Source organism: Paenibacillus sp. ov031 (genome assembly GCF_900143165.1).
In the GTDB taxonomy this organism is placed as follows: domain Bacteria; phylum Bacillota; class Bacilli; order Paenibacillales; family Paenibacillaceae; genus Paenibacillus; species Paenibacillus marchantiae.
In genome coordinates this window covers 1-14335 of record NZ_FRDO01000012.1, presented here as the reverse complement: position 1 = coordinate 14335, position 14335 = coordinate 1, and the positions used below count along the sequence as shown (strand labels likewise).

The window sequence follows — 14335 nt, the reverse complement described above, 5'->3', positions numbered from 1 at the left end:
ATCATGAAAAATAGCTCTTTTCGAAAGCTTTTTTACATCATGATTCTTGAACAGCATTACGCATCATTTAATGGGAGAAATAGGGGCGTATATGGGACGGTAATTCATGAACAATCGCATCCACCTTATTTTGCGGATAATACAAATGATGCTTTCCACGATGAAGACCACTAATTGAACGGACAATGTCGGACACCTCTGACAACTCATGTAACTTGTCTTGCCGATCAAGCAGCAGAATCTGCTTGTCCGTGGATTCATCCGGACGAAACACATCATACGGATTATCCGTTGGAAAATCAATTTCAAGATCATACTCGGGATTGAGACCAGCTACAGTGAAGGCTTCCCGAATCTCTTCAATCATGTTTACGTCGATCTGTTCAATCTCTACATACTTATATAATTTGCGATCTATAAATCGTTCGCATAACTCACTTAGAACAGCATCGTCCTCTTTGCGCCACTGCATAAATGCCGTCTGAATCAAAGCTTCGTCCAGTTGTAAATATTCATCCACCGATAGATCTCCAGCGAATAACTGGGGTAGTGGATCAATCATGAAGCGGAATTGAAAACCTTGCTGTATGAGACTTTTTGCCCGCTTAAATATTTGCCGCAATATAATTTCCGAACTTCGGGTAACCGGATGAAAGTAAATTTGCCAGTACATCTGGTACCTGGACATCAAGTAATCCTCCACGGCGTGCATGCCCGACTCCTTGACCACAATTCGTCCGTGATATGGACGCAGCATACGCAAGATACGGTCAAGGTCAATCGTCCCATAGTTTACACCTGTAAAGTAGGCATCCCGAAGCAAGTAATCCATGCGGTCCGCATCGAGCGGACTGGTAACCAAATTAACGACAATAGGTTGCTCATACGTTTTTTGAATAACAGAAGCCACTTTCTCGGGAAAATCAGGAGCATACCGTCTTAAGATCGCCCCTACTTCGGTATCACCTGTAATGATCCGACAAGTCCAATCCTCATGATTCATATCGAAAGCTTCTTCTATAGAGTGAGAGAATGGCCCATGTCCAAGATCATGGAGCAATGCTGCACAAAGGGCTACTGTTTTTTCCTCCTTTGGCCAATCTGAATAGTGACTTCTTTCGAATTGGGAAATAATCTTACGTGTAATTTCGTAGACGCCCAAGGAATGTGAGAAGCGGCTGTGCTCTGCACCATGGAAAGTAAGAAACGAAGTTCCCAATTGACGGATTCGGCGTAAACGTTGAAACTCGGGCGTGTTGATCAACTGCCATATAATCGGATCTTGCACATGGATATAATTATGTACCGGATCTTTAAACACCTTTTCTTCCGTTAAACGCTGTTCCATGTCTATTCACTCCTTTAAATATCGTTTGTATTTGTCGCTTTTCAGTATAATACCACCAAGGATTCGACAGGCTTTGACGAATCTTGTCGAATAAGGTAGTTTTGTCGTTTTCCAAATCGACAAAGATGACATTGATGTTTAAATACGAAAAATGGCTTCCAATCCCTTACCACTCGTAATCTTATCAAAAACAGCCTTTATTTTAAGCTAATTTTAAGGTTGACTGTTTTGGGAATCGTTGGTATGATGAGTATCATAAAACATAAAATAATGTCGAATAATGACAATGATCGTTAGCTGAGAGGAGCACTGATTATAATGATGAAATCAACAGGTATTGTAAGAAAAGTGGATGAACTGGGACGGGTAGTTATTCCAATCGAATTGCGCCGTACGCTCGGTATTGGTGAAAAAGATGCTCTTGAGATCTATGTTGACGGCGAGCGCATCATGTTGAAAAAATACGAACCAGCTTGTATCTTCTGTGGCAATGCAGAGAACGTTACTTATTTCAAAGGTAAAATTGTTTGTAACGAATGTATTTCCGAAATCCCTGCACCTGTGACAAAATAAGAAATATCAGGTATAATGGTCTTATTAAATTGTTATTTCTAACCTTTTTATATTCCTTGATCGCCTTCCCGGTGTGAACCCCACCGCTGGAAGGTATTTTTTTGCTTTATTATTGGTTTTCATTACCCAAAAAATCGAGCTACGAGTCTGTTCAACTCCAAATAGAAGAGCGGTGACGTTCGTAATATAATTTTTTCTCCGCTCTGCTCATTTTCATATTCCATTAAGGTTGGATCTAAGGTCCCTTTAAGTTTATGTTCCCTATTCCAGCATATTTTTGTTGATTCGTTATTAAATTAAAGCGTTATATACATCTCGTTTCGTCAAACCTCGATCCGTTGCCGTTTTCTTCATCGCATCTTTACGACTAAGTCCTTCATTCTCATAATGGCTCACATGATCCTCCAAGGACAGCAGTTGCCACCAGGCTTCCCGCTCCGCCTTACGCTCTTCTTCCCTGATACCTTCTACAAGCAAACAATATTCCCCAAGTGGCGGGTGTTCCTCAAGCCATTCTATGCAATCTTGGATACTGCCTCTCGCGAACTCCTCATGACGTTTCGTTAGTTCACGTGCCAGTACGATCGACCGATCACCCAGAATCTCTTCGAGATAAGCCAAAGTTTTACGAATACGGTGAGGGGACTCATAAAATAGCAACGTACCGTTGGACTCATTAAAAGCTTCCATCACTTTTCGCATGTCTTTTTTCTCCCGCGGCAAAAAGCCGCCGAATGTGAAACGCTCCGTCGGTAAACCAGATACGATCAGAGCTGATAACGCCGCATTGGCTCCAGGGATGGGAATGACCGTAATTCCAGCTTCAAGCGCAAGTTTTACAAGATCGGAACCAGGGTCGGAAATGGCCGGCAGACCGGCATCACTGACGAGTGCCAAATTTTTTCCTTCTATTATATAGCGTATTAGTTCAGGCCCACTAGCTCCCTTATTATGCTCATGGTAACTGAACAACATCGATGGTGTAATTTCAAAATGGGTAAGCAGCTTTCGGGTCTGACGTGTGTCCTCCGCTGCAATGATGTCACAGCTCTGCAATGTTTTAATTGCTCGAAATGTCATATCGTCCAGATTACCGATTGGTGTTCCTACCAAGTATAGTTTACCGGCACCACCCGACTGCTCCGCGTAGCTCTTCTGAATATGCAATGTCATCTATAACCCTCCTTCCGTTGTTCGTTGTGCATGCTGCGCACCGTAATATATGTCCATGATTTCTTCGCAGTATTTCCCTTCTTCATTGTAAACAATCAGTGGTGGAAGCATGCGTACCTCCGGTTTCCCATCCTTGAGCGCTTCAATCAACACCATATTGGCTTCCAAATGAGCACGGGGATGTACCATCCGAATCCGCTTTGGTTCAAGTTTGTACTCACGCATCAGAGTGATGATCTCTCCTAAACGCTGCGGACGATGAACCATGGATACTTTACCGCCATTGCGCACCAGTCGATTACAGGCCTGAATGACTTCCTCCAGCGTACACCCGATTTCATGGCGTGCCATTGCCTGATGAGTGTTCATCTTGAGGTCACTTCCATTCAAGGGCATATACGGAGGGTTAACCGTTATAGCATCGTATACAGCATGGCCCGTTTCTTTCACGAGTTCACGCAAATCACCTTCATGGATCGTAATGGATTCTTCCAATGCATTCAGTTGAACGCTGCGACGTGCCATATCTGCCAATCGCGGCTGAATTTCAATGCCTTCCAGACTCGCCTGCGTTCGTGTGGTCAACAGAATGGGAACAACCCCATTGCCTGTACACAAATCAAGCACACGACCCCGTTTCGGTACTGAAGCAAATCGGGCCAACAATACGGCATCCATCGAAAAACTAAACACTTCATCACTTTGAATAATCTTCAAATCATGAGAGAGCAAATCGTCGATTCGCTCCGAATCTTGCAATTTTACTGATATTTCTGTCATATGATACACTCATCCTCCGGTACTCTATATCTCAGACAAGGTTCTTAACCTTGAAAAAAAACCGTAGGGGATCCCTACGGTCACTTCATTTATTCAAAAAAGACAGGCAGAACAGACAATCGCCTTCCGTCCGCAAATGTCCATAATAGACATTGCAGATATGGAATCCTTCGTGATACAACCGAGCCAGATTATCATATCCTTCACCTACAACATCTTCACCAGTAGCTGGACCCGCAGGCCTTGCTACCGGAGCGAGCGCCGATGCGATGGGCAAATCTGCCGGGGCCTCACGCTTCAGCAGTTTGCGTAACTGCTCATTCTCGATGGTAAGCCGCTGATTATCTTCAAGCAGCTCTTTAACAATCATTTTTAACTCTCCTAAATCACTGTGCAACTGACCCAATTGGGTTTCCATTTCATGAATGTGCGTAAACAGATTTTTCTTTTCCAAGTTTCCACCCCGAAGCAACCTTTATGGTTTACTTGATAACGACGTCATCCAGCGGAAGTTCTTTGACTTTACTGATGTCGAACAGTTGAACATGGACTGTGCGATTACCGGCATTGATGCCGACAACTTTTCCTTCACCCAAAGAGGTGACGACCAACTTGCCTACAGCCGGCAATTCTTCTCTCACACTTTCATAGTTATCATGCTCAAATTTCAGACAACACATGAGTCTTCCGCACAACCCGGAAATTTTCGTCGGATTCAGTGACAGGCTCTGATCTTTAGCCATCTTGATTGATACCGGCTCAAAGTCTCCCAGCCAGGAAGAACAACATAATACTCGGCCGCAAGGTCCGATCCCTCCAAGCATCTTTGCTTCATCACGTACACCGATCTGTCTCAGTTCGATCCGTGTCCGGAAAATGCTTGCCAGATCCTTGACCAGCTCCCGGAAATCCACTCTTCCTTCAGCTGTAAAATAAAAAATAATTTTATTGCGATCAAACGTAAATTCCACATCGACCAGCTTCATTTTGAGGCCGTGGTCTTTGATTTTATTTAAACAAGTACCGAATGCTTCTTTTGCTGCACGCTTGTTCTCATCTACGACACGGGCATCTGTCTCGCCCGCCACCCGGATGACCTTTTTGAGCGGCAACACCACATCAGACTCGCCTACTTCTTTCTTGCCGACGACAACCTTACCGTACTCTACCCCCCGCGCTGTCTCCACGATAACGCAGTTTTCTTTTTCAATGGGAAGGTCCAGGGGATCGAAGTAATAAATTTTGCCCGCTTTTTTGAAACGGACACCCACTACACTGTACAAAAAATTAACCCCCTCGTAAGCCAATCCCACTTCGTCTGAAGCCCTGTCTTCTTAGGGAACCCGCCGAAGTTATAACCGTTTGCATATGATTGGAACAAAATCTGTCCTCTCCCAGTCTTATGCCAAACCGATCAAAAATTGCTCCAGACAAAGCTGGCCATTGACATTGAAACGCAATTTTTTTCTGCATGCTGCGGCCATATCCATGTAGGAAACCCACTGCTCGGTGCTGCGGGTATGGGCCAACTGAGACAGCATGTCCAACTGATCTATAAAAACGATATGTTCATGCCTACCATACTGGACATACAGCATATCCCTGAACCATAAATGGAACAGGCTAAGCATCGTATCCAGGTGTTCTGAGAGTCCGGTTTTAAAAAGCTTCTGCTGTGCAGAGATCAATGATGTACTTCCTCTACCCAGGGACTCCTTCCCTAATTGTAACATTACGTTTCTAATTTCTGCAAACCAATTCTGCTGGAGAATTTCTCTACATGCTTCCAGTCCTGACGCTAAATGGACGGCAGAGCGAGCCAGATTGGCAGGGTGCCCTTCCGCAATCAGCGATTGCAGCATCTCTTCCGGATTCAGAGCACTGAAAGGAACCAATTGAGAGCGTGAACGAATGGTGGGCAACATCGCCTGTCCATTATCCGTAATCAAAATGCCTACCGCGGGCACCTGAGGTTCTTCCAGAAACTTCAGCAAACTGTTGGCCGCTTGAACAGTCATTTTCTCGGCCTGTTCAATAATATATACTTTGGGATGCCCCGCCTCTGATCGGTACGAAAAGATACGCTGCAGATCCCGAATTTGATCAATTTTAATGTTATTCCCATCCGGTGCAAGCATGGTTAGATCCGGATGATTTCCATGTTCCACCTTACGACATTCAAGACACTGTCCGCAGGCATCATCTTCAAGCTCTGTACAGAATATTGCTTTGGCAAATGTGATCGCCGTCTGCAATTGTCCACTGCCGGATGGTCCGCTAAACAAATAGGCATGACTTATGGCATGACGTCTCAAACTGCTCTGTAACATCTGCTTGGCTGCCTGCTGACCCATAATTTGTTGAAAGGACATACTTCCTCCTCAGAAGCTTAAATTAATAAGCATTCCCCGAATTTCTCCTACTTGCTGTAGCAACGTAATCTTGCCTTCCTCTGTTTCCAAAAGCTCATCAGCCATAGATAATAAGGCAGAGTCAATCTCATCAATTAACTTGTAACGCTTCCCTCTTCCCCGACGATCCCATCCTCGCGTCTCTTTCATAGACACACCACGACGAACCGTTTCCTCCAGAAATCTTTTTACAAGCTGCTTGTATGCTTTCAATTCACGAATGGTCATGGAACGAGACAAACGGTCACCCTGCATCTGGATCTCACTTAATCGGCGGGTAAGTTCAGCCTGTGATGCCCGTTCACCCTGGTGATTCATCATATCAGAGAAATTTTTGGATTGAACCGGTTTGGAGCCGGAATCGGAAGAACTGAGTCCACTCTGCATCGGTCGGAATCCAGGATTGATTTTCATGGAAACGCCTGCTTTCTACCTTAAGTAGGCCAATCGCCCATCAGCACAGTGCGCGCTGCGCCTGTGCGTGGAGGAGACCTTATATATGTGCTAGATCATACTCTATATATAATAGTAGTTAAATATCACCACATGGATCTATTCGTTGTTAGTCAACCTCTGTCCGAAATAAGATCTTCCCTGATCGAAAAGTTTATCCGGACAGAGAACGCGATTCTTGATTACAAGAAGGACCCTCAATAGGATTTATGGGAATTGCATCATTAAAAGTGTTCGAATCGATCTACCGGAAGAACAAACACGGTAGCTCCACCTACTTGAACTTCGACAGGTAGCGGCAGGTAAGAGTCGGTTGTTCCGCTCATCGGAGTGACTGGAGTCACGAGCTGTTCACGAACCTTACAGCTGCTGCGAATGACGTTCATTACGGATTCGACCTGACCATCATCGACACCGATCATAAACGTCGTGTTGCCTGCCTTCAAAAATCCACCGGTACTGGCCAATTTCGTAGCCCGAAAATTTGCTTTGACCAATGCGCTGGATAATCGGTTGCTGTCTTTATCCTGTATAATCGCAACAATCAGTTTCATCCTGCATAACCTCCTTCAGATAATAAGCACCTTGTGAAATGCCCTGTCTATATATTAGACAATTACTCGTCAAAATCCTTCAAAATCCCTGTCTCAAGCGACAAAATCATTGCTGCTAAGACCTCATCTTGCTTTTGAGAGGCATCGATGACCTTGATCCTGTCAGGAAACTGTTCCTTCAGCAAAAAATAGCCTTCACGCACTTTGCGGTGGAACTCCAGACTTTCGAGATCCAGACGGTTAACTTCACGTCCATCGTGGGCATCAATGCGGGCGAGTCCTGCTTCAGGCTCAATGTCCAGATAGAGTGTGACATCCGGCATCAGTTCACCTATTGCAAACCGATTGATGGCCCATACATTCTCTATGCCAAGACCACGAGCGTATCCTTGATAGGCCAGACTGCTGTCGACAAATCGGTCACAGATAACGGTCTTCCCTGCCTTCAATGCAGGCTCCACCTTCTCTGCCAGATGCTGACTTCGTGCAGCTGCATAGAGCAGCGCTTCGGTTCTTGCATCCATTGCCGTATGAAGAGGATTGAGAATGATGGCACGTATTTTCTCCGCAATTTCAATCCCGCCAGGTTCCCGAGTAACTACATATGGTATACCCTGTTCTTCAAAGTAAGAACCTAGCTTACTGATCATCGTTGTTTTGCCGGACCCTTCTCCCCCTTCCAACGTAATGAATTTACCTCTGCCCTGCATATGCTTCCCTGCTTTCTATATCGATAATTGCTCCTAATTGTGCTGCGATAACTACAATCTCGATCCTCTCATACTCCAGACTATGAATGAGCCCGCCCAGAGGTGTATGTTCATGATCAATCCGTAGATTGTTTCGAGTTGGGTACAAGCTTCTTATTATAATACTATACATGATCCCGCGTTAACGGTCAGCTATTCTCCAATATTTCCGATAAGGCACATAGCCTGATCAGCCGTAAATCAACCATACCCATAGAGGGAGCATGACAGAGCCGGCAATAGCACTGACAATCATGGATACGGAACTCAGCGCTACCGCATTTTCTCCATACTCAAAGGATCTTGCCATACCCAATGCGTGGGAAGCCGAGCCGAGTCCGATCCCATACGCATTTTTGCTGTTTACTCTGGCCCATTTTAAAATCATGGGTCCCAATAATATCCCCGAAAATCCGGCTATCATCACAAATAACGAAGTGAAGGATGAATTTCCTCCCACCTGATCAGCCAGTTGAATGGCAACGGGTGTCGTAATGGATTTGGGCAATAATGCGATAACGATATCTTGCGGATAACCGAGCAGCAGCGATATGGCGGCCCCTGTGGACATACCAACGATGCTTCCACCCAAGGTCCCCCCTAATATCGGGATAATATTCCGTTTCAGTACATCAAGGTGTTTCGCCAAAGGGAATGCCAGGGAAACTACAGCCGGCCCCAATAACTCCTGTATCCATTTGCCACCAAGCATGTACGTATCGAGCTTAATACCGGAAATGATCAGAATCAGTACAATTACAGTCGTTGCCGTCAAGACGGGCATAAGGATCGGCCACTTCAACCTTCTATATAAATGAGTCGCAGGAATATATATAGCCACGGTCAAGGCAATCATTCCGATTCCGAGGATGAATGCGAGCATGAGATCGCCTCCTTCTTACCTTGATGCGTCGATCTCCATGCCATGAGCCATTCACTGATTTTCGCAGACAACAGACAAGTAATTAATGTACTAATGATTAACCCCAGAACAAGCAGCAGCGTATTGGCTCTAAAAAAATCAAAATGATTGATAATGCCCACCGTGGGAGGGATAAACAATAATTGCAAATTCGATTGAAGCCAGGATGATCCTTCTTCGCCCCAACTTATTCTGATCCATCCCAGTTGAATGACGATGAATAGAAGCAGCATCCCGACAATACTTCCTGTTAACGGCAGATGCAATACAGCCTGAATCAGGTTTCCTATCCAATAAAACCCGTACATCAGTATGACTTGCAGGACTATTCCCGTATATTTTTTTAGCGGAATATCCAAAGTTTGTTCCCTTCTTTCTTATGTCCAGATAACAATGATGTCTTAACTTGTTTGAGCATTTTGCATAAATCCAAAGCGTGTCTTCTAAACTCAATTATTCCCTGATGATTTTCAATGATTGCAGCGAAGTATCAGATACACCATGGAACCTGGCTCCTTCATCTCTCAGTAGCTTAATACGTGATATCATGGCCGCACTTATTCGCTCACCAGCGTACACAAGAGGTATGCCGGGCGGATATGGAATGACCATCTCCGCAGAGCGAAGACCTACACATTTATCAATGGATACCTCTGTTGTATCCTCTTCCATAATCGGCTGCAACGTAAACGGGATAGGCTCCGAAAAAGGAGTTCCTTCTTGAAAATTGTTCCACGTGGAAATATAATTTGCAGAATCTTTTGTAAAACGCTGTGATTGCTCACCAAGAGATTGGCTCTGCTCCTGTTCAAGGCTGATTTGGCGTAATGCCTGCAACAGGTGCTCGGCATCGCGCAGCGTCGAGCCCAGGCTAAAGAGCAAGACGACGTATCTTTCGTCGCTCATTTCGGGCACGCAGCCGCATACTTCCAGCTGCTGCTGCAGCCCATAACCGCTCAGCACCCCTGTGCCGTCATAAATGACGGCCTTGAACGGGTCCTGAGCGGTGTATCCCGCGGCTGAAGGCAACGCCGCCGCGGGCAGAGCTTCAGGCCGCCCCGGTGCACCGGCGGCCTCGGACTTACCGCCAGTTGCTGGCTTCGCCCCGGCTGGCGGCTCTTGCTGCAGCAGCTGCCCCGGCTGCAGCAACTGAAAGCGCGGCAGCTCCGCAAGGCCGCGCTTAAAGGCGTCCACGGCGGCAAGCCCCGCCGTGAAGGCATTCGCGCCCTGCGTATGCAGCAGGCGGCGCGCCAGATCAAGCGAAGCCATCACTGGGTACGATGGGCTTGAGCTTTGCACCATGGCCAGACGCTGACGCAGCAGGGACCGGTTTAACCGTGGTCCCTGAACGTGCAGCATGGCTCCCATGGTGAAAGCAGACAGCATCTTGTGGGTCGACTGCACCACACCGTCTGCTCCGCAGGACAGCGCAGAGGCTGGCAGCTCCGGATGCTGCCCATAATGCGCGCCATGCGCTTCATCCACGAGCAGCGGCATGCCTGCCTCATGGCACACCTCAGCGATGGGCTTCAGATCAGCGCCCATGCCGTAATAATTGGGCAAAGTCACAAGTACTCCCTTTGCCTCAGGATATGCCTGGACAGCGGCCTGCACCGTCTCAAGCGACGGCATCACCGCAAGTCCACTCGCAGGATCAACCCATGGCTCTAGGAATACAGCCCTTGCACCTGCCAGCATCAACCCGTGAATGACGGACTTGTGCACATTGCGCTGTACCAGTACAAGACTATTAGGTTCATTACATACGGTCAGCAGCAAAGACAAATTACCAGACGTACTACCCCCAACAAGGAAGAAGCTCTCCTCTGCTCCAAAACAATCTGCTGCCAGCTGCTGTGCCTCCAAAATAACCCCTTCTGGATGATGCAAGTCGTCCGTCCCCGAGATTTCCGTTACATCCATCCGCATCATCTCCAGAAACGCATTCACCGGTACAGCATCTGCTGCAGATCCGTCAGTTCCATTCCCAACATGATTCGTCAGCCCGTAAATTTCATTGCCATACCTCTCTTCCTCAGCTTGTCTGAAGCACTCTTCCCCATCTAACTGCTGCTGATCCGCTTGCTCCAGTAACCCCCGATAGACTTGTCCGTTCTTATGCCCAGGTACATGAAAAGAACGCTGCCCTGAATCACGATACGCAAGCAACGCTTCATATAAAGGTGCGGTATTTGATTTATGCTCCATTGAATAATCATCCTGTACATTCATAAATTTTGATACGGTTCATACCAATGCTCTCCCTATAACAACAGAGACCTTTCCACGCATGTTTCTATCCTACGATCTGCTGTATTCAAAACGTGTAGGTAAAGCACTTCTTCTTTCATTATATCAGGAATTGTCCAGCCCCCGTGCAAACCACCGTTTCCACCGATGCAGCAGCATCATATCCAGTTACCCCATGGGTCCTTTCCATGTCCATTTTCCCCTTCTTATTTCCCTGATAGAAACAGAAAAAGGCCCCTAGGGCCTCTATGCACATTGATACAAATCAATGTGATGTTTCACTAATATGATTTAACGCTCTTTATGCGTTCTTTTGCACCCAAATCTGCTTCATTTGATGAATAAAATAATTGTACTTGGCATCCTGTGCATCCGTATGAACCATTTCTGCTTCGCAAGCGTCACATATAAATTCAGATACAATAAAAATGCCTTCTCTTTTGGTCTGTTCGCAGATAATGCATGTGTGTTCGGCGTGTCCTTCCATCAACCATCCCACCTTGTTTAACGTATTACTATCAGTATTGCACAGTTTCTATTATTTTAAACCTTTTCATAGTGCTTTCTTTCTATAAAATATATATATTCGCCTACCCCTCTATGGGTGTCTGTACCGAAAACAAACAAAAGAAAAATGCCATTCGTTCTATACTTCAGCCAGACAGCCTGCATTTGTTAGCCATTCTCCTTACCTTATAACGTAGCTAAAACCTCGCAGACCTGCAATTTCTTCTATTATATGAAAAGCATGAATGGACAGTCATTACAAGAAACATCCCCGCACTTCATTGTATTTCTCATGTGATTACCTACTCCTCCTACAGCTTTGAAAAACTTATATACTATAATCTTAAAAAAACTTGGATTTTCAGCCGATATATAATACATCACCATCAGAACCTGACAGCCAGGTCGTTCAAAGGTATACTTGTATATGATTAATCTACTTCCATATCTTGTACATCAATCTGGAGTCCATACAAGGTTCATATATGTAACTCTGCGTCATCCATTTCCTTATTTATGAAAACGAATACCTATTACAAATGAACGTGATCCCAGAAGGAGGATTTGTAATCGTATGATCGCCGAACCGGAGAATAAAGCAACCTTTTATCAATACCGGCTTCTGAAAAAAAAGGCCATTGCCCGCAGCGTAATCTTTAGCTATCTGTCTTTGCCTGTCATTATGCTTTTGTTTAATCTGTTAGCATTCTCCTGGACCGGCCTCTTCTACTTTATCCTGGCAGGACCGATCACACTATGGATTCATTATGTCATTGCCAGAACCATATTACTGCTGGTCCGTACCTCCTATGCACGTCGTTGGCGCTGGAACCTCAAAATGCCTTGGTTCGGCTATATTCCAGACCAACATTTCAGCTACCGCATGTTCGTCCGGGTCCACCTCAATATGAGCTGGATTGGGCTATGTATCATTACCGTCTGTTTAATATGGTCACCCTTGTCCTTCACCCTATCGTTGATTTTCTGGCATCTGTGGCTGCTTGTACCACGTCTATATGTTGTACTTGTTCTTTCACGCGAACGTAAGGACGGGCTTATCAAATTAAATGAACAAGATGTCTCCTACTACCTGCAATAATTGTTCTTCTATCCTTTACCTATAACCTTGCCTAACGCATTGTATAGTTGAAACCAGTAATACATAAAACGCTAAAGCTCATCCATACCTTCTATTCAAACTGACGCAACCACTCCTATGACACTCTTCCTTGATTACTGCGTCATGCTTCCAAACCTTAAAGGTTATCCACAGTGGATAACCTTTATTTATTTCACCTCTCTTTTTCCCTTATCCACAGCATGGGTATAGTTAAAACGGTTATCCCCAACGCAGTACATCCATTTCCGTTCTGCCACGTCCTAGCTTGTTGAATACCTTTTCTGATATTGAGTACGTAGTAGGCTCATAATCGACCTCCTTTCGATATCTTCCCCCTCTTCTATGTTTACTTGCTCTATAGACGACTGATACCAGCCTCTACAGGCACCTACTATCTTTGCTATCTATGCCTCATGTCTCCTGTGTGAGTGCTGTAAGCCTGCCTCTCTACAGCTCCTGGTTAAGTCACCGCCAAAAGAAAACCTCCGAACGATCCATTGCTCATCTAATATGATTCATGACAGACAAAAATAAATACAAAAAGCCCCCGATCAGAGATCGGGAGCTTTACTATCATACGGACCATTACACCGTTAATTGTCGAACCATTACATCAAAACACAACTCAATCAGTCATCATCATCAAGTGATTTTACTGTCGTCTGGGCAGCTTCACTTTTCGGAACCATCACCGTGAAGAAACCATCATGTACAGCTAGATGTACAGTATGCCCTTCTTTAGCAAATACACGTAGGGAACTTGAGTCATTGGAAGTACTCTTGGCTTGCTTTTCTGTCCATCCCCAGCTCTTAATCTCGTCTAGATACACCTCAGGAATACTAGTGCTCTCACTAATACCAGATAGCGTATATCGAACATAATCCATATCCGAATTGTTTTCAGACTGGTCAGATTTATTCGCCACTTTAGGAACCGGGAAACCCTTCTCGTTTACCGCTCCTTCATAAGAAGTCCATGCAGATCCTGCTTCACCGCATCCTACAAGCACGCCTATCAGGCCGAGCAAGAGAAACGAATGAAGAACTAGTCTTCGCCAACTTATCACACACACCCTCCTTTTCACAGCTGCACATTCCAGCTCTGTGGTCAGGTACTTTTAGCATATTTAACATAGTCCTATTATACTGGTTTCGAATGCGTTTTCCGTAACAAAAATGTTACCTTCATTTCAAGACTTTTTTAAGTCATTCATTTACCCTCTTTTGAAAGTCAATCCACCCTCTATTTATATCAGCTTCCAAAGCAAGAATTAAATCCATCTTCAACTAGCTATTCCCTCATTTTTGCTTATAAACACAAATAAAAACCACCACCGAATAACATCGGCAGTGGTTCTTTGCTTGGCGGCGTCCTACTCTCCCAGGACCCTGCGGTCCAAGTACCATCGGCGCTAGAGGGCTTAACGGTCGTGTTCGGGATGGGTACGTGTGGAACCCCTCCGCCATCGCCACCAAACGCGATTTGTCGAAGCAT

Annotated in this window: 16 protein-coding genes and 1 rRNA gene; 2 read left to right on the top strand and 15 right to left on the bottom strand. The window is 45.4% G+C overall.

Annotated features, from left to right (window positions below):
* Positions 1 to 67: 67 nt before the first annotated feature.
* On the bottom strand, positions 68 to 1348 hold the full coding sequence (locus BUA17_RS29300; RefSeq protein ID WP_072735822.1) for an HD domain-containing protein: 1281 nt from the start codon (positions 1346 to 1348) through the stop codon (positions 68 to 70).
* 318 nt (positions 1349 to 1666) lie between these two features.
* Here BUA17_RS29300 and BUA17_RS29295 point away from each other — a divergent pair, with 318 nt between their 5' ends.
* Positions 1667 to 1921 (top strand): AbrB/MazE/SpoVT family DNA-binding domain-containing protein, encoded by a 255-nt coding sequence (locus tag BUA17_RS29295; RefSeq protein ID WP_024633700.1) that lies wholly within the window; start codon positions 1667 to 1669, stop codon positions 1919 to 1921.
* 291 nt (positions 1922 to 2212) lie between these two features.
* Here the strand turns inward: BUA17_RS29295 and rsmI are convergent, their stop codons facing one another.
* The 12 genes from rsmI to BUA17_RS29235 all read right to left on the bottom strand — a co-directional run bounded on the left by rsmI (position 2213) and on the right by BUA17_RS29235 (position 11700).
* Positions 2213 to 3094 (bottom strand): 16S rRNA (cytidine(1402)-2'-O)-methyltransferase, encoded by an 882-nt coding sequence (gene rsmI, locus BUA17_RS29290; RefSeq protein ID WP_072735821.1) that lies wholly within the window; start codon positions 3092 to 3094, stop codon positions 2213 to 2215.
* On the bottom strand, positions 3095 to 3874 hold the full coding sequence (locus tag BUA17_RS29285; RefSeq protein ID WP_063567540.1) for a tRNA1(Val) (adenine(37)-N6)-methyltransferase: 780 nt from the start codon (positions 3872 to 3874) through the stop codon (positions 3095 to 3097).
* A gap of 85 nt (positions 3875 to 3959) precedes the next feature.
* Complete coding sequence (gene yabA, locus BUA17_RS29280; protein WP_024633697.1) at positions 3960 to 4328, bottom strand: DNA replication initiation control protein YabA; 369 nt, start codon at positions 4326 to 4328, stop codon at positions 3960 to 3962.
* A 28-nt stretch (positions 4329 to 4356) separates the two neighbouring features.
* On the bottom strand, positions 4357 to 5157 hold the full coding sequence (locus BUA17_RS29275) for a PSP1 domain-containing protein (protein WP_024633696.1): 801 nt from the start codon (positions 5155 to 5157) through the stop codon (positions 4357 to 4359).
* 117 nt (positions 5158 to 5274) lie between these two features.
* Positions 5275 to 6246 carry a DNA polymerase III subunit delta' gene (holB, locus tag BUA17_RS29270; protein ID WP_063567539.1) on the bottom strand — a complete coding sequence of 324 codons (972 nt, stop codon included), beginning with the start codon at positions 6244 to 6246 and terminating at the stop codon, positions 5275 to 5277.
* A 9-nt stretch (positions 6247 to 6255) separates the two neighbouring features.
* On the bottom strand, positions 6256 to 6699 hold the full coding sequence (locus BUA17_RS29265; protein ID WP_024633694.1) for a YaaR family protein: 444 nt from the start codon (positions 6697 to 6699) through the stop codon (positions 6256 to 6258).
* A gap of 263 nt (positions 6700 to 6962) precedes the next feature.
* Positions 6963 to 7292 (bottom strand): cyclic-di-AMP receptor, encoded by a 330-nt coding sequence (locus BUA17_RS29260; RefSeq protein ID WP_017691391.1) that lies wholly within the window; start codon positions 7290 to 7292, stop codon positions 6963 to 6965.
* Between the two features lie 62 nt (positions 7293 to 7354).
* Complete coding sequence (tmk, locus tag BUA17_RS29255; protein WP_072735820.1) at positions 7355 to 8002, bottom strand: dTMP kinase; 648 nt, start codon at positions 8000 to 8002, stop codon at positions 7355 to 7357.
* Between the two features lie 229 nt (positions 8003 to 8231).
* Entirely contained in the window at positions 8232 to 8924 is a 693-nt protein-coding gene (locus tag BUA17_RS29250; RefSeq protein ID WP_063567536.1) for an LrgB family protein, read from the bottom strand.
* On the bottom strand, positions 8894 to 9322 hold the full coding sequence (locus BUA17_RS29245; protein ID WP_079697640.1) for a CidA/LrgA family protein: 429 nt from the start codon (positions 9320 to 9322) through the stop codon (positions 8894 to 8896). The genes BUA17_RS29250 and BUA17_RS29245 overlap by 31 nt, the downstream gene beginning before the upstream one ends.
* 94 nt (positions 9323 to 9416) lie before the next feature.
* On the bottom strand, positions 9417 to 11171 hold the full coding sequence (locus BUA17_RS29240) for an aminotransferase class I/II-fold pyridoxal phosphate-dependent enzyme (protein WP_072735819.1): 1755 nt from the start codon (positions 11169 to 11171) through the stop codon (positions 9417 to 9419).
* A gap of 343 nt (positions 11172 to 11514) precedes the next feature.
* Entirely contained in the window at positions 11515 to 11700 is a 186-nt protein-coding gene (locus BUA17_RS29235; RefSeq protein WP_024633689.1) for a sigma factor G inhibitor Gin, read from the bottom strand.
* A 594-nt stretch (positions 11701 to 12294) separates the two neighbouring features.
* Here BUA17_RS29235 and BUA17_RS29230 point away from each other — a divergent pair.
* Positions 12295 to 12819: a hypothetical protein gene (locus BUA17_RS29230; RefSeq protein WP_063568461.1), complete on the top strand. Its 525-nt coding sequence runs from the start codon at positions 12295 to 12297 to the stop codon at positions 12817 to 12819.
* Positions 12820 to 13469: 650 nt separating this feature from the next.
* Here the strand turns inward: BUA17_RS29230 and BUA17_RS29225 are convergent.
* Both BUA17_RS29225 and rrf read right to left on the bottom strand, forming a co-directional pair.
* Positions 13470 to 13907 carry a hypothetical protein gene (locus BUA17_RS29225; protein ID WP_079697642.1) on the bottom strand — a complete coding sequence of 146 codons (438 nt, stop codon included), beginning with the start codon at positions 13905 to 13907 and terminating at the stop codon, positions 13470 to 13472.
* Positions 13908 to 14200: 293 nt separating this feature from the next.
* Positions 14201 to 14317 (bottom strand): 5S ribosomal RNA (rrf, locus tag BUA17_RS29220).
* Positions 14318 to 14335: the final 18 nt, after the last annotated feature.